Source organism: Planobacterium oryzisoli, assembly GCF_015354315.1.
In the GTDB taxonomy this organism is placed as follows: Bacteria; Bacteroidota; Bacteroidia; order Flavobacteriales; family Weeksellaceae; genus Planobacterium_A; species Planobacterium_A oryzisoli.
In genome coordinates this window covers 45,098-61,189 of the sequence record NZ_JADKYY010000006.1, presented here as the reverse complement: position 1 = coordinate 61,189, position 16,092 = coordinate 45,098, and the positions used below count along the sequence as shown (strand labels likewise).

General features: G+C 49.5%; 14 protein-coding genes. 9 read left to right on the top strand and 5 right to left on the bottom strand.

The features are described 5' to 3' along the window. Nucleotide 1: 1 nt before the first annotated feature. From hisH to hisG, 5 genes are read right to left on the bottom strand one after another with little or no spacing between them, the layout of a single operon-like run. Nucleotides 2–580 (bottom strand): imidazole glycerol phosphate synthase subunit HisH, encoded by a 579-nt coding sequence (gene hisH, locus IC612_RS06000; RefSeq protein ID WP_194739278.1) that lies wholly within the window; start codon nucleotides 578–580, stop codon nucleotides 2–4. Continuing rightward, nucleotides 577–1,668 carry a bifunctional histidinol-phosphatase/imidazoleglycerol-phosphate dehydratase HisB gene (gene hisB, locus IC612_RS05995; protein ID WP_194739277.1) on the bottom strand — a complete coding sequence of 364 codons (1,092 nt, stop codon included), beginning with the start codon at nucleotides 1,666–1,668 and terminating at the stop codon, nucleotides 577–579. Before hisB ends, hisH begins: the two co-directional genes overlap by 4 nt. Next, nucleotides 1,665–2,699: a histidinol-phosphate transaminase gene (hisC, locus tag IC612_RS05990; protein ID WP_194739276.1), complete on the bottom strand. Its 1,035-nt coding sequence runs from the start codon at nucleotides 2,697–2,699 to the stop codon at nucleotides 1,665–1,667. The genes hisB and hisC overlap by 4 nt, the downstream gene beginning before the upstream one ends. After that, nucleotides 2,689–3,987: a histidinol dehydrogenase gene (gene hisD, locus IC612_RS05985; protein ID WP_194739275.1), complete on the bottom strand. Its 1,299-nt coding sequence runs from the start codon at nucleotides 3,985–3,987 to the stop codon at nucleotides 2,689–2,691. The genes hisC and hisD overlap by 11 nt, the downstream gene beginning before the upstream one ends. A gap of 11 nt (nucleotides 3,988–3,998) precedes the next feature. After that, nucleotides 3,999–4,856, bottom strand: coding sequence for an ATP phosphoribosyltransferase (gene hisG, locus IC612_RS05980; protein ID WP_194739274.1), 858 nt, complete (start codon nucleotides 4,854–4,856; stop codon nucleotides 3,999–4,001). A 468-nt stretch (nucleotides 4,857–5,324) separates the two neighbouring features. On the opposite strand from hisG, the gene amaB reads away from it, so the two are divergent. From amaB to IC612_RS05935, 9 genes are all read left to right on the top strand, one after another. After that, entirely contained in the window at nucleotides 5,325–6,875 is a 1,551-nt protein-coding gene (amaB, locus tag IC612_RS05975) for an L-piperidine-6-carboxylate dehydrogenase (RefSeq protein ID WP_194739273.1), read from the top strand. A 34-nt stretch (nucleotides 6,876–6,909) separates the two neighbouring features. After that, a complete protein-coding gene (gene lat, locus IC612_RS05970) occupies nucleotides 6,910–8,250 on the top strand; it encodes an L-lysine 6-transaminase (RefSeq protein ID WP_194739272.1) in 1,341 nt (446 codons plus the stop codon). Nucleotides 8,251–8,381: 131 nt separating this feature from the next. Further along, the gene (locus tag IC612_RS05965; RefSeq protein ID WP_194739271.1) at nucleotides 8,382–11,360 is read left to right on the top strand and encodes an amidohydrolase family protein; all 2,979 of its coding nucleotides are present in this window, start codon (nucleotides 8,382–8,384) and stop codon (nucleotides 11,358–11,360) included. Nucleotides 11,361–11,382: 22 nt separating this feature from the next. Then, on the top strand, nucleotides 11,383–12,678 hold the full coding sequence (locus IC612_RS05960; RefSeq protein ID WP_194739270.1) for an amidohydrolase family protein: 1,296 nt from the start codon (nucleotides 11,383–11,385) through the stop codon (nucleotides 12,676–12,678). A gap of 84 nt (nucleotides 12,679–12,762) precedes the next feature. Next, the gene (locus tag IC612_RS05955) at nucleotides 12,763–12,999 is read left to right on the top strand and encodes a DUF2007 domain-containing protein (protein ID WP_194739269.1); all 237 of its coding nucleotides are present in this window, start codon (nucleotides 12,763–12,765) and stop codon (nucleotides 12,997–12,999) included. A 129-nt stretch (nucleotides 13,000–13,128) separates the two neighbouring features. Then, nucleotides 13,129–13,662: a GNAT family N-acetyltransferase gene (locus IC612_RS05950; RefSeq protein WP_194739268.1), complete on the top strand. Its 534-nt coding sequence runs from the start codon at nucleotides 13,129–13,131 to the stop codon at nucleotides 13,660–13,662. After that, nucleotides 13,659–14,234, top strand: coding sequence for a sugar O-acetyltransferase (locus tag IC612_RS10065; RefSeq protein WP_194739267.1), 576 nt, complete (start codon nucleotides 13,659–13,661; stop codon nucleotides 14,232–14,234). The genes IC612_RS05950 and IC612_RS10065 overlap by 4 nt, the downstream gene beginning before the upstream one ends. Nucleotides 14,235–14,358: 124 nt before the next feature. Beyond that, nucleotides 14,359–14,823, top strand: a complete 465-nt coding sequence (locus tag IC612_RS05940) for a helix-turn-helix domain-containing protein (protein WP_194739266.1) — start codon at nucleotides 14,359–14,361, stop codon at nucleotides 14,821–14,823. Continuing rightward, the gene (locus IC612_RS05935; protein ID WP_194739265.1) at nucleotides 14,816–16,051 is read left to right on the top strand and encodes an efflux RND transporter periplasmic adaptor subunit; all 1,236 of its coding nucleotides are present in this window, start codon (nucleotides 14,816–14,818) and stop codon (nucleotides 16,049–16,051) included. Before IC612_RS05940 ends, IC612_RS05935 begins: the two co-directional genes overlap by 8 nt. Nucleotides 16,052–16,092 lie beyond the last annotated feature (41 nt).

The window sequence follows — 16,092 nt, the reverse complement described above, 5'->3', positions numbered from 1 at the left end:
CTTAAAGTTTTAAAAAGTTTTGAAGTAGTTTTTCCCCTTCGGCCCCTGATTTTTCTGGGTGGAACTGCACGGCGAAGTAATTGTCTTTTTCCAGAGCAGCGCTAAATAGTTCGTTGTACTCTGTGGTGGCAGTAGTGTAGGGGCTAGGCTCTGCGTAGAAACTGTGCACAAAATAAAAGTCCGTTTCTTTAGCAATACCTTTAAAGAGTGGGCCACTGAGCGCTTCCAGGCTATTCCAACCCATGTGGGGTACGGGAAGTCCTGACGGAAAATTCCGGACCTCAACGGGAAAAATTCCTAGACCTTGGGTATCTCCTTCTTCGGTGCGTAGACACATCAGCTGCATCCCCAGACAGATACCAAGTATGGGAACCGAGAGCTCTTTTAGCACCTGGTCCAAGCCATTTTCTTTTAGTGCTTCCATCGCCGCTTTAGCGTGGCCTACACCGGGAAAAAGTACTTTTTCAGCTTTTAAGAGCACTTCGGGGTCTTTGGTGAGCACGGAATTTGCGCCTAGACGCTCTAATGCGCATTGTACGGAAAATACATTCCCTGCGCCGTAATCGACAATAGCTATCATAGGCTTCCTTTGGTGCTTGGTATGTTAAAATCACTCGAGGAGCGCTGCACCGCCATGCGAAGTGCCCTTGCGAAGGCCTTGAACACCGACTCAATCATATGGTGTTCGTTACTACCTTCTACTTTGATGTTCAGATTGCTCCTCGAAGCATCACAGAAAGACTTGAAGAAGTGAAAGAACATCTCGGTCGGTACATCCCCAATTTTCTCACGCGAAAACGTAGCGTCAAAGACAAGCCAAGGTCTACCGGAAAAATCAATGGCCACCTGGGCCAGACTCTCGTCCATGGGAAGTAAAAAGCCGTACCTACCAATGCCTTTTTTCGCTCCAAGGGCGCGCTCAAAGGCTTGGCCCAGGGCCAGTGCAGTATCTTCTACGGTGTGGTGTTCATCAATGTGCAAATCGCCCCGTACCTCAATTTTAAGATCGATTCCCGAGTGGCGGGAGATCTGCTCAAGCATATGGTCGAAGAACCCCAGTCCTGTGCAGATACTGCTTTTTCCTTCTCCATCGAGGTTGAGTGCCACGTGGATGTCGGTCTCCAGGGTGGTGCGCCGGATTTCTGCCGTTCGGGGAACCCCTTTCAGGTACTGGTAGATTTCTTTCCAACTTTGGGCACAGAAGGTAGCTCCTGGATTTTCTTCTCCCAGAAAAATGCTTTTGGATCCTAGATTTTCGGCCAGCTCCACATCGGTCTTTCTGTCCCCGATCACGTAACTTTCCTTAAGGTCATACGCCCCGTAGATGTATTTGGATAGAAGCGCCGTACCGGGCTTGCGGGTAGGTAATTTTTCATGAGGAAAACTCCTGTCGATAAATATATCTGCAAACCGGATTCCTTCGCCTTCCAGGGCCTGAAGCATCTTGTTTTGGGCCGGCAAGAAATCCTCCATGGGAAAACTCTCGGTTCCCAGTCCGTCCTGGTTGGTAACAAGTACCAGCTCGTATTCGAGTTCCTCTGCAATGCGGGAAAGATAGCGAAACACGCCCGGTAGATACTCGAGTTTCTCGAGACTGTCCACCTGAAAATCCACGGGCGGTTCTTTGATTAATGTGCCGTCACGATCTATAAATAGTACTTTTTTCATGCGTTATACTTTTTTAATGCGCTGAGTAATTGGTTGTTTTCTTTAGGGGTGCCTACCGTAATGCGAAGGGCTCTGGGCACTTCCTTGGAGCGGTCGCGAACTACAATGGAGCGGGAGAGAAGATACTGAAAAACTTCCTTGGACTCGCTAAATTCCACTAGGAGGAAATTCGCCTCCGAAGGATAGACATGCAGTACGCTGGGTAGTTTGGCTAGCGCTTTTTCAAGACGCTGCCGCTCTTTAATAATTTTCTGGATCTGCTCAGTTACCGTCTCATAGCTTTTCAGCCGCTCCAGGGCCAGAGACTGACTGAAGGTACTTACGTTATAGGGCGGTTTGATGCGTCTTAGGTAGGCGATGAGTTCCTTACTCGCGTAGGCCATACCGAGCCGCGCGGCTGCCAGTCCGAACGCTTTGGAAAAGGTCTGCAGCACCACCAGGTTCTCATACGTTTCCAGCAGGTCTAAAGAAGACTCTTTGGCAAAATCCGCGTAGGCCTCATCCACTACCACCAGGGCAGAGGTAGAGCTTAGTATCTGGCGAACCTCCTCCTTTGGCAGCGTATTTCCCGTAGGATTGTTCGGAGAACACAGAAATACCACCTTTAGATCCGGGTCTTTCAAGATGCGCTCCAGGGTGGGGCCAAGGGGAAGATTAAAGTCTACGCTAAGTGGCATCTCCAGGGTCTTTGCCCCAGCAATCTCTGCGCTGACGCGGTACATTCCATAGGTAGGGGTAAAGTACAGTACCTTGTCCCTGCCGGGACGAACTACCAGACGCAGCAGCAGGTCTATAAGCTCGTCGCTCCCATTACCTATCAGGATATTTTCAGTAGATACCTTCCTAAGGGCAGAGAGGCTTTTGCGGAGCTCCAGGTGGCTCGGATCGGGATAGCGCCCGTAGGGGCTAAAGGGATTTTCGTTGGCGTCTAGATAGATCTCCGCACGCTCGGAGAACTCGTCGCGCGCACTGCTGTAGGGAGAGAGTCCTTTGAGGTGGTCCAGGACCAAATTCGATAGGTTATATGCCATTGGAAGAAGTATTTGGGGTAAGACGGATTTCCACGGCTCTTTTGTGGGCCTCCAGGCCTTCGGCCTCTGCCATGCGCATGACCGAGGGTCCCAGGCCGCTCAATCCCTCGAAGGTAAGAGACTGGAAAGTGATATACTTGGTAAAGCTCTCTACCGATATGCCGCTGTAGGCGCGTGCAAATCCGGAAGTTGGAAGGGTGTGGTTGGTGCCGCTGGCATAATCTCCTGCACTCTCCGGGCTGTAGGCGCCAAGGAAAACCGAGCCTGCGCTCGTTATCCTGGAGCTGAGGCGTTCTGCCTCAGAGGTGTTTAGGATAAGGTGTTCCGGAGCGTAGCGGTTGGAAAATTCCACGCACTCTTCCAAGGAATTTAAAAGGATAAACCGACTGCAGGTGAGCGCTTTTTTAGCCGTTGCACTTCGTGGCAGCTCAGGCAAGAATTTCTCGATATAGCCAATGGTATTTTCCAGTATCTGCCGAGAGTCCGAGAGCAGGACCACCTGGCTGTCCTCTCCGTGTTCTGCCTGGGAAAGAAGGTCCATGGCGCAGAATGCGGGATCGGCATCGCTTGCGGCAACCACCAGCACTTCACTGGGACCTGCCGGCATATCAATGGCTGTACCTAGTTGCTGCGCGTACTGTTTGGCGCGGGTCACGTACTGGTTCCCCGGCCCAAATATCTTATCTACTTTTGGGATGGTCTCTGTGCCCAGGGTAAGGGCTGCTATGGCCTGGGCACCACCCACTGAGTACAGCGCATCAATGCCACAAAGCTTGGCCGCATAGAGGATGGCGGGGTGTATTTCTCCGTTTTTGTCCGGTGGGCTGCACAGCACTATATTTTGGCATCCTGCCGCCTTTGCAGGGATGGCAAGCATCAGCACCGTAGAAAATAAAGGGGCAGAGCCTCCAGGAATATACAGTCCAACGCGCTCGATAGGGCGCTCTTCCCTCCAGCAGAACACTCCCGGAGCGGTCTCTATTTTCTCCAGGGGAAGTTTTTGTTCTTTGTGAAAAGACTCAATATTGGATTTGGCTACTTGTATGGCCTTTTTTAGCGAGACGCTTAGAGCAAGGTCCTGCAAAGAAACCTCTTCTAATGGATAGCGCAGGGAGGCCAGGGTAGTACCATCGAATTCTTTGGTCAGGTCAAGGACTGCCTGGTCTTTTTCTTTCTCCACTCTAGAAAAGATGTTCTCGATAAGTAGGGAGAGATCCTGCTGTGGGAGGGAGGGTCTTTCGGTAAGACTGTTCCAGGATTTTTTTTCCGGATATTCTATAATGTTCATAGTAGAGGGTATTAGCGTATCATTTTTTCGATCGGTACGACAAGTATTCCCTCGGCACCCAGAAGTTGGAGCTCGTCGATAATTTCCCAGAAGCTGTCTTCACGGATGACGGTGTGTAGCGAAGACCATCCACTGGTGGCCAGGGGAAGTACCGTAGGGCTTTTCATTCCTGGAAGCAGCTCGATGATCTGGTCCAGGGCCGCATTAGGTGCATTCAATAGGATGTACTTGTGCTCGCGCGCTCCAAGGACCGCATCAATTCTAAAGAGCAGTTTGTTAAGTAGTGCCTCTTTTTCGCTGCTAAGGGCCGGCGAGGAGATGAGTACCGCCTCGCTTTCCAATACCTTTTCTACTTCCTTAAGACCGTTGGTAAGAAGTGTGGAACCCGTCGAGACGATATCGAATACAGCTTCGGAGAGGCCTATGCTCGGTGCAATTTCCACGCTTCCTCCAATCTGTTCGATCTGTGCTTGGATTCCTTTTTCTTCAAGGAATTTTTCTAAGATGAGGGGATAGCTGGTAGCAATACGCTTTCCGGCAAGGTCCTGGGGTCCATCATAGCTGGCCTCTTTGGGAAGGGCCAGGGAAAGTCGGCACTGTCCGAATCCGAGTTTCTTTGCAATGGTGACGTTGCGGTTTTTTTCCAGTACTTCATTCAGGCCCAGGATACCGATATCGGCTATACCCTGTTCGATATACTGTGGGATGTCGTCGTCTCGAAGTAAAAGCACTTCTAATGGGAAATTGCGTGCCGTGGTCTTTAGACTCGTGGAAAGGTCTGTAAAGGAAATGCCGCATTCCTTTAAGAGGCTTATGGATTTTTCGTTCAGGCGGCCTTTTTTCTGAATGGCCAGTTTTAAATTACTCATGGGTAGTGTTTTAATTTTTTTTAATTGCTACCGTCTTAAGAGTATAGGGGACTGATGTTGGAATGGGCACAAAAAAACCGCCTTAGACTCTAAGACGGTTTATTATAGTGTTTGTACTTAACTGCACAGTCCTATCAACTCGCCTTAGGGGTGAGATGATGGTGATGATGTAATGCAGTAAGATTATTCATGTTCTGTTTTGTTTCAGAACACAAATGTATAAAAAGTTTTATAATACTATGCAAATACTAAAGAAAAAATGTCTGTTACTATAGTAAATATTTTTAAGAGGTATACAGGAAAACAAGGGTAAGTATTTTAAAATTAGAATAATACAAAGGGCGAGAAAATACTCTTTCGGGTTCTCCAAAAAGTGGATGCAAAGAGGATAAATACTTTATAGGACCGTTTTTTTTGGCAGATCAGAGGATACTTTCTATATTTAAGAACAATTGAAAAGTCTTAAAGATGAGTGAAAAACAACCAAGCGAAACGATTAAAAACGTACTTAAAAACTTAGGGATTGAGCCTGAAAATTTGGGTGTGAGCACCGGAGGTGATTTCTTTGCCTCAGGAGAGGAAATAACCAGCTACTCCCCGGTCGATGGCGTTGCAATTGCGCGTATACGCACCGCAAGTATGGAAAACTACCAAGAGGTCATGGAAAAGGCCCGTGAGGCATTCCTGGAATTCCGGATGATGCCCGCCCCAAAGCGTGGGGAGCTGGTACGTCAGTTTGGTTTGAAACTTCGCCAGAAAAAGCAGGACCTGGGCACGCTGGTTTCCTACGAGATGGGAAAGAGTCTTCAGGAGGGGCTGGGAGAAGTGCAGGAGATGATCGATATCTGTGATTTTGCTGTGGGGCTCTCCAGGCAGCTTCACGGTTTTACCATGCATTCCGAAAGGCCTTTGCACCGCATGTACGAGCAGTACCATCCTTTAGGAGTGGTGGGGATTATATCGGCATTCAATTTCCCGGTGGCCGTATGGAGTTGGAATACCGCCCTGGCCTGGATCTGTGGAAACGTCACCGTCTGGAAACCATCGGAAAAGGTGGGTCTTTGCGCCTTGGCGTGCCAGAGAATAATCCAGGAGGTCCTTTCAGAAAATAATATGCCCGAAGGGATTTCCAGCGTACTGGTGGCGGGTCATGAGGTAGGGGCCGCACTAGTGGAAGATCCCCGCTGCGCACTACTTTCCTTTACAGGGTCTACGCGCGTGGGAAGGGAAGTGGGCATGAAAGTAGCAGGTCGCTTTGGCAAATCCATTCTGGAATTAGGCGGAAACAATGCCATCATTATTTCTAATCAGGCCGATATCGATATGGCCATTATTGGAGCGGTCTTTGGAGCGGTAGGTACCTGCGGTCAGCGCTGCACCTCGACCCGTAGGCTTATTATTCATCAGGACGTGTACGATCAGGTGATAGAGCGGCTTGTAAAGGCGTACGGACAGCTTAAGATCGGAGATCCACTGGACGAAAGCAACCATGTAGGGCCACTTATCGATACTGATGCCGTAGCGCAGTACACCAAGGCCATTGAGGCCTGCAAAGCACAGGGAGGAGAATTTATTGTAGAAGGAGGTGTGCTTTCCGGGGAGAAATACAGTTCAGGATGCTACGTTAAGCCCTGCATTGCCAAGGTGGAGAACCACATGGAGATCGTCCAGCACGAGACGTTTGCTCCGATTCTCTATGTAATGAAATACAGCGAACTCTCTGAGGCGATCGCCATGCATAACGATGTTCCTCAGGGACTTTCCTCTGCTATCATGACGCAGAACTTAAGGGAGGCCGAACTGTTTCTTTCGCATAAAGGTTCAGACTGCGGTATTGCCAACGTGAATATAGGCACCTCAGGTGCAGAGATAGGCGGTGCTTTTGGCGGCGAGAAGGAAACGGGCGGAGGACGCGAGAGCGGCTCCGATGTTTGGAAATACTATATGCGCCGTCAGACCAATACTATTAATTATTCGCCTGAGCTCCCACTGGCCCAGGGCATTAAGTTCGATCTATAAAACCTAAACACCATAATTTTTAACACAAGTTAGTATGAACGATTCAATAGCACCTTCCAGCACTTCTACAAATCCCGTAAAAGAGACCCTTTCGCGTCATATCCTAGCCGACGGCTTCGATTTTGTGATGGATATTGAAAAATCCCACGGCTCGTGGATCTACGACCGGCTCACCGGTGCAGAGTACCTGGATATGTTTTCTATGTTTGCCTCCGCATCTATTGGATACAACCATCCTCATTTGGTAAAGAACACTGAGTGGCTGGGTAAAATGGCGATCAATAAACCCACCTTGGCCGACGTCTACCCTAAAGAATACGCTGAGTTCATGGAAGTTTTCGAGCGCGTAGCCATTCCCAAGGAACTACAGTATGCTTTCTTTATTTCCGGGGGAACCCTGGCGGTTGAAAATGCCATGAAGGCTTGTTTTGACTGGAAGACCAAACGGAATTTCCAGGCGGGTATCGACACCGAGGCAGACATCTGTATCCATTTCAAGCAGGCCTTCCACGGAAGGAGTGGCTACACGCTAAGTCTTACCAATACTGCCGATCCACGAAAGCACCAGTATTTCCCGAAATTCGACTGGCCACGGATCCTAAATCCCCACCTGGTCTTTCCTCTAACGCCTGAGTCGCTGGAGAAAACACAGCGGGAAGAAAACCTTGCACTTTTAAACATCGAGGAAGCCATACTTTCCAATCCTAACCGTGTGGCGGCCATCATCATTGAACCAATCCAGGCCGAAGGCGGCGACCATCATTTCCGCGACGAATTCTTCCAGGGACTTCGGGCTCTTTGCGACCAGAATGAGGTACTGCTTATCTTCGATGAGGTACAGACCGGTATTGGTCTCACCGGTAAGATGTGGGCCTACGAGCATTTCTCGGTAGCCCCCGACATTATTTCGTTCGGAAAGAAAACCCAGGTTTGTGGTGTGCTGGCAAGTAAAGAGAAGTTCGATTTAGTACCCGATAATGTCTTTAAAGAAAGCTCCCGAATTAACTCCACCTTCGGAGGAAATTTCATCGACATGATGCGCCTGAAGCTGATTCTGGAAGTCATTGAAGAGGAAAACTTGGTGCAGCATGCGCGCGTGATGGGAAAAGTGCTTTTGGAAGGACTGCAGTCCCTGCAGGAAAAATACCCTACACTGCTCTCTCAGGCGCGGGGTAAAGGTCTGATGTGCGCGGTGAATTTGCCTTCCCCTGCGCAAAGGGATGCCCTGCGCGATGCGCTCTTTGAAAAGAAGGTTATTATTTTGGGCTGTGGGGAGCAGGCTATACGTTTCCGACCGCACCTGAACGTACGGCGTGAGGAGCTGGAAAGAGTACTTCATCTCATGGACGAGGTCTTAAGCGCTGGCCAGATTTAAAAGCCATTTTGCCGTATTTTGCACAAAACCGCCCATCGGGGCGGTTTTTTAATGTTCTGGGGGCAGAACTTTAGGAATTATTTATAAATTTGAGGAGTTTCTATCAGAAATAATCAAAAACTAATTCCAATATGATTAAGAGAATCTTCTCGGTCCTGTCCTTAGGGGCGGGCGTTTTGCTTAGTGCCCAGGTAGGGTACTGGCCCAACGACACCAAAGGTAAGAACCAAAGCGTCTACGCCTTAACCAATGTGACGCTCTACCAGGACCACAAAACCAAAGTGGAGAACGCCGTGGTGGTATTCTCTAAGGGCAAGATCCTTTCCTCTGGAAAAGTATCCGTACCAAAAAATGCGGTAGTCCTCGATGGGAAAGGCGCATTTGTCTATCCGTCCTTCATAGACCCGTACGCTTCGGTGGGAGTGGAAAAATCCCCGCGACTGCAATACAGTCCCGGAAATATGTATGTTCCCTCAGAGGCCACATCGGCGGCGTACAACGATGCAGTAAAAGCCGACGTTAGAGCCGTAAGTCATTTTACAAATCAAAGTAAGGACTATGAGGCATACCTCAAACAAGGTTTTGGTGCGGCCGTTAGTTTCAATGAAGACGGGATCGTGCGGGGCTCTGCCGTACTTATTGCCCTGGGTGAAGGACCGGCCCGAGAGCGTGTCTTAAAGGAAGATGCAGCACTAATGCTTTCGTTTAACAAGGGTTCTTCCCGCCAGGCATATCCCTCGTCCCTGGTAGGATCCATCGCTCTTCTGCGCCAGCTCTATCTGGACGCCAAATGGTACGAGTCCCCAGGCCAAAAAGAGATTAAAAGCACCAACCTGGAGGCATTCAACCGTTTCAAGAAACTACCTACCATCATAGAGACTTCGGAAAAATGGGATATCCTTCGCGCCGACGCCATTGGCGATGAGGCAGGTACTCAATTTGTATTCTTGGGCTCGGGGAATGAATACCAGCGTGCACAGGAGATAAAAAGTACGGGAGGAACCGTGATTCTCCCTTTGGAATACCCCAAAGCCTACAAGATGGAAGACGCTTTAGACGGAGAGGCTCTTGATGTAGCAGATTTAAAGCATTGGGAATTGGCTCCTTATAATGCCAAGTACCTTTCCGATGCCAAGGTGCCTTTTGCTCTTACCATGAGTAAGCTTAAGGACAAAAACACTTTCCTAGAGAAGGTGCGCGATCTGCACCGCAAGGGCATTTCCAAGGAACTGGTCCTGGAGTCCCTTACGGCAGTCCCTTCCCAAATGCTGGGTGTGGATCAACTAGGACATCTTCGTTCTGGGGCGCTGGCGAATTTTCTGGTAGTCTCAGGCGATATGTTTGAAAAGGAATCGGTGCTGCACGAGAACTGGGTCCTTGGAGAGCGCAACATCATAGAGCCTAGGGTGGAGACCGACGTGCGGGGAACCTATACGCTGAATATCGCGGGGAATTCCTACGAGCTCCAGGTAAAAGGCAAGGCTTCCAAGCCCGAGGCAGAGATAAAAAAACAAGACAAGAAAGGCAAGGTAAAGCTCCTTTCCTCAGACTATAAGATGGCCATGGAACTTACCCTTCCCTCTGATTCTCTTCAGAACTACCGTCTGATGCTTCCTTTATCAGAGCACAGGAACCATCAGGGACAGGCCCTTAACAAACAGGGCGTAAGCGTACCTTTTTCCCTGGTACGTACAGCGGAATTTACCGCTGCTGCTATGGAATCAAAAGAGAGTAAAAAGGAGCAGGTGGGTGCGATCTGGTATCCATTTTCGGCCTTTGGAAGTGAGAGCCGGCCGGAGCTGAAGGACTATTTGATCCGCGGCGCTACGGTATGGACCAATACCTCGAAAGGTATTTCCAGTACTCTGGACGTGCGTGTAGCAGGTAGTAAGATTGTGGCAGTAGGAGAGAATCTTTCTGCGCAGGGCGCCGAATTGGTGGATGGTACAGGAATGCACCTGACCTCTGGGATCATTGACGAACATACCCATATTGGACTGAGCAGGGGAGTGAATGAGGCCGGATCCAACAATTCCGCTGAAGTACGAATGGCCGATGCCATCAATCCGGACGATGTGAATTTCTACCGCCAACTTGCCGGTGGGGTAACCGCTGCGCAGCAACTGCACGGCTCGGCCAACCCGGTGGGAGGACAGAGTTCCATGGTGAAATTCAAATGGGGTGAGACGGCAGAGGGAATGAAATTCCCAGGTGCAAAGGGGTATATCAAATTTGCGCTGGGAGAGAATGTGAAACAAAGCAACTGGGGAGGCAATCCCAACCGGTTCCCACAGAGTAGGCCGGGCGTGGAGCAGGCGTTTGATTTTTGGTTCACCCGCGCCAAGGAGTACGAGCTGGAGAAAAAAACCAATAAGAATTTCCGCAAAGATTTGCGGCTGGAGGCCATGCAGGAGATCCTTGATGCGCAGCGCTTCATCACGTGCCATTCCTACGTGCAGAGTGAGATCAATATGCTGATGGACGTTGCCGACCGCTTCGACTTTACCGTGCACACGTTCACCCATATACTCGAAGGCTATAAGGTGGCCGACAAGATGAAAGCCCATGGCGCCAATGCCTCCACTTTTTCGGACTGGTGGGCCTATAAGGAAGAAGTGCGCGAAGCCATACCGTACAATGCAGCCCTTCTTCTGCAGGCGGGAGTCAATACCGCCATCAACTCCGACGATGCAGAAATGGCACGAAGGCTCAATCAGGAAGCGGGAAAGACGGTCAAGTACGGTGGGGTGCCAATGGAAGAGGCATGGAAGATGGTAACGCTTAATCCCGCAAAAATGCTTCAGATAGACCATAAGGTAGGATCCATTGCACCGGGCAAAGATGCGGACCTGGTTTTATGGACCGACAATCCTTTAAGCGTCTATGCCAAGGTAGAGAAAACCTGGGTAGAGGGCACACTGTATTTTGATGCTAAGGAGCAAGAGGCAAAGGACAAAAAAGTGCGCGATGAGAAAAACCGGCTTATTCAAAAGATGCTCTTTTCCAGTGACCAGAAGAAAGGAGAAACCCAGGCCATTACTCCAAAGACTGCTGTGCTCTACCACTGCGATACCCTGGAAGGTGAATCGCATGCGGGCCATTCCCATTAATCCATTAATCTAAAAAAGCAAGATGAAACACTATAACACTATTTTAACTTTACTACTGACATCGCTCAGTGCGGCTTTTCTGCAGGCCCAGCGGCCCAAACCCGCACCTGTGCAAAGTGGTGCGATCGCTATTACGGGTGCTACCATCCATACGGCTGCAGGAAGCGTGCTTCCCAACGCCACTCTGGTGTTTGACAAGGGCATTATTACCGGCATCAACCAGGGTATTCCTAAAGGAGCTCGGGTGATCGAGGCCAAAGGAAAGCACCTCTATCCAGGACTGATCCTGGTTAATAATTCTCTGGGACTGGTGGAGGTGAGTTCCACCAAAGCCACCGTGGACTTTGTGGAAACCAATGAATTCATGCCCGAAGTACGGACACTCATTGCTTTTAATACCGATTCCCACGTGATTCCTACCGTGCGTACCAACGGCGTGCTTCTGGCCCAACCGGTAATGGAGCGTGGTCTTTTGAAGGGCACCTCCTCCGTACTGCATCTGGACGGCTGGAATTGGGAGGATGCGGCCGTGGCGAAGGACAATGTTTTGCATCTAAACTGGCCGGAGCAAAGAACCCTTGCCGACGAAAAGCGAAGTAAGGAACTCTCCGACAGGCGTCGGGACAATCTCTTAGAGCTCCAGAGCCTTTTTACCCGCGCTAAGGTGTACCGCCCGGGCAGTGGTATCAAGGACTATAAGCTGGAAGCCATCCTACCAGTATTCTCTGGAGAAAAGCGGCTTTTTATTGATGTAGCCGGTCCGAACGAAGCCCTGGAAGCCATCCAGTTTGCCAAACAAAACGGTATTAGGCACACGGTTCTGCTTGGAGGTTCAAGGCTAGTGCCCGTACTGGACGAGATCAAAAAGAGCGGACTGCCCCTTATTGTGACTAATCCCCATTCACTTCCTTCCTCAGAGAGCGATTCCCCAAGACTTCCTTACGAGTTTGCTGCCCTGGTAGCCTCCAAGGGGATTCTTCATGGACTGGACTACAGCGCACGGAAGGACTTCTCGGATTCCAGGAACCTTCCTTTCCTTGCAGGAACTACTGCGGCCTACGGACTCGACAAGGAAAAGGCTTTGGAGAGTATCACTATCAACCTGGCCCGAATGCTGGGCATAGAAAAAAAATACGGCTCAATAGAAGTGGGTAAAAGCGCGACGTTATTTCTCTCGGAAGGGGATGCACTCGACCAGCTTACCAACCAGCTTACCCATGCCTTCATTGACGGTAGAGAAATTATTCTGCACAACCAGCAGAAGGAGCTCTACGAGCGGTATAAGGAAAAATACGAAAGGCAAGCAGCTGAAAACTAGAAAAAAAAGCAAACATTTGGTTGGGGTTATTGGCAAAATTTAACATATTTTTTGTATATTGGTATCTAATAAAACAGGAATAGTATGGACAGAAAAACCAGAGTATCCGTTTTTGAAAGTGAGATACCCCAAGAAATTCAACTAGTGAAATCCAAACTTGATGAGGTAGGTATACATAATACGGTGGAGAACAAGTACATGACCTTTACCACTACGCCTACGGCTACCACGCTTAAGATTATGGTACCCCTTAGCGAGGAACAGAAGGCCTTTGATATCATAGACCCCTGGATCGCCGAGGTCCGGTCTACACAGCATTAACCCAAATATTTCATAATTTTAAATTTTACTACTTTTTTCTCCGGAGCGTTTGGGCGCTCCGTTTTTTTTTGTGTTAAAATTTAGGGCCTAGTGCTTATTATTGTGCTAAGGCTTAGTAACTTTACTACCATGAATACTTCCTCCTCTCTTTATTTCCGCTTGGCAGAACCTTCCGATTCCCCAACAATCTGGGAACTTATTCGCGCGGCCAAGGAGCGCCGAAAGGCGGAGGGATCCTTGCAGTGGCAAGACGGATACCCCAAAAAGGAATCCATAGAAGAGGACATCGCCAAAAGGGAAGGCATTGTACTTTGCACCGAGGAGGAAACGGTGGGGTACTTTGCTCTGATTTACAACTACGAACCCGCCTACGAATTAATTGAAGGCAAATGGCTTACCTCGGGTCCCTTCTACGTGGTACACCGCGTGGCGGTAGCAACTGCGCATCTGGGTAGAGGGTATGCGCGAAGAATGCTTCAGGAAGCTGAGCGCATTTCTCAGCAGCACGACGCGGTATCGATTCGGGTAGACACTAATTTTGATAACCTGCCTATGCTCCATCTCTTCGATAGTTTAGGCTACCGGTACTGCGGGGAGGTAGAATTTCGGGGCTCGCCCCGCCGAGCCTTTGAAAAGGTATTCACTAAAACACCACTGCTGTGACCGAGAAAGAAAAATTGACTGAGGGCTTGCTTTACGATCCCATGGATAGAATGCTTCTTGAGCAAAGACAGCAGTGCAAGGAGCATTGCCATGCATACAACCAGCTTTCTCCTTCCCGGCTTTGGGAGCGCTCCAGGCTACTTGAACTTATTGTGGGAACGTGCAAGGGCGAAGCCACCATCGAGCAGCCTTTTTACTGCGATTACGGCTACAACATCCATCTGGGTAAAAATTTCTATTCCAACCACCACTTGGTTATTCTTGATGCCGCGCCGGTCTATTTTGGAGACAACGTCTTTGTGGGCCCTTCGTGTGGCTTCTATACCTCGGGCCATCCTCTGGAGTACGAGCAGCGAGCCAGGGGCTTGGAATATGCCCTTCCCATAGTGGTGGAAGATAATGTATGGATAGGTGGGGGGGTGCACGTGGTGCCCGGAGTACGGATTGGAAAGGGAAGCGTTATCGGGGCTGGAAGTGTCGTTACTAAAGATATTGCTCCGTACAGCATCGCGGTTGGAAACCCTTGCCGGGTCATAGGTAGTGTACCTTCAAATGAGCCACGACATGGTTAACCATAGGAACTATACACGGATAGATTGCCAGAATAGGTCATTTTTTTTATCTATCGTATTGATTGGTTCGGAATTTACCGAACCAATTTTTGTATCTTTGACACTCTCAAAAAAATAGTATGCAATGAATAACCTTACCTTTTCCGTGGAGCCCTCCATCTACCAGGACCTGGTCTCTTTCTACGGAGAGGTGTTTCATCTTCCGCCACTAGCCGCCAAGATTAATTCACTGCTTATTTTTGATTTTGAAAGGAAGGGAATCAGCTTTGAGGAGCTGGTGGACTATTATAAGGCTTCCAAGTCTAGCGTATCCACGAGCCTCCAACTGTTACTCGAGCACCGGCTCATAGCAGAAAAAGACAGTGCCTCGCGTAAACGCTACTTTGTCACGAATGACCGTTTTATACGTATCCGTTTTGAGGAGATTGTCCGGCGCCTGCAGATAGAACTAACGCTGATAGACCGCCTATCGGACTTCCGCGGAGAGCAGGACGGGGCCAGTCAGCAAAAATTTCTGATCTACCGAGAACTATTGACTAATAACCTAAATAATATAGAAAATTCACTAAGACAGCTATACGATGAGTAAACCGATTTTTATTTTAGCACTGACCTCCCTTACGGTACTTTCCTGTGGCAAAAAGCAGCAGGAAGCACCTCAAGGTCCCAAAACCGTGTCGACCGTAAAGGTAGAGACCCGCAATGTGACAGGTTATACCTCATTTCCTGCCTCCATCGAGGGGAGAATAAACAACGATATCCGCGCCAAGATCCAGGGATACATTACCCAAGTCCTTGTAGATGAAGGACAGTATGTACAGCGCGGCCAACCGCTTTTTCGTCTGGAAACCAATACACTGAGCCAGTCGGCCTCTGCCGCAAGGGCAGGAGTGGGAGCGGCCCGTTCCAATGTTTCCGCTGCAGAAGCCAATGTGAAAGCCGCTCAAGCGGCCGTTGCAGCTGCGCAGGTAGAAGTAGATAAACTCCGTCCGCTCGTTGAGAAGAATATCATTTCCTCCGTACAGCTACAAACTGCTCAGGCCAACCTATCGCGCGCTCAGGCGCAACTTTCTCAGGCCGTTGCCGCACGTGCCCAAGCCCAGGCAGGGGTTTCCCAGGCCCAGGCAAATTACCAGGGGGCACAGGAAAATATCAACTATTCAATCATTCGGGCTCCTATTTCCGGAGTGGTCGGAAAAATCAACATGCGCACGGGAAGCCTTGTAGGACCTTCCGATCCTACGGCTATTACCACCGTATCGGACACCTCGGAACTCTATGCCTATTTTTCCATGAACGAGAGTGAGTACCTGGACTTTCTTAAGAATTCCTACGGAGCCACTTTGGCCGAGAAGCTAAAGAACATGCCTGCAGTAGAACTGGTACTTGCCAATGGGGAGGTCTACCGGGAGAAAGGAACCATCAAGGCCGTAACGGGTCAGATCGATGCAACGACGGGAACCATTCAGTTCCGCGTATCGCTTCCTAATCCGCAAAAACTGCTTTCGAACGGAAATACCGGAACCATTCGCGTTCCCAAGCTCTACAGTGGCGTACTGGTAGTACCTGAGACCGCTACGTACGAGCAGCAGGGCCTGACCTATGTATATAAAGTGGAGAAAGATACGGCGCGCAATACCGCAGTGAAAATAATTGACCGGGTATCCAACATGGCAGTGATTGAAAGCGGAGTAAAAAAAGGAGAGACGGTGGTAGCCGAAGGTGTAGGTACACTAAGACCCAATACCCCAGTCAAACCGCAGCCTAAACGCTTTGACGATATTTTGAAAGGAATCACCCCGATGTTTGACAACTAAGCTTTTTTCTCCTTAAAGGACTGCTGCATAAGTCCTGGATC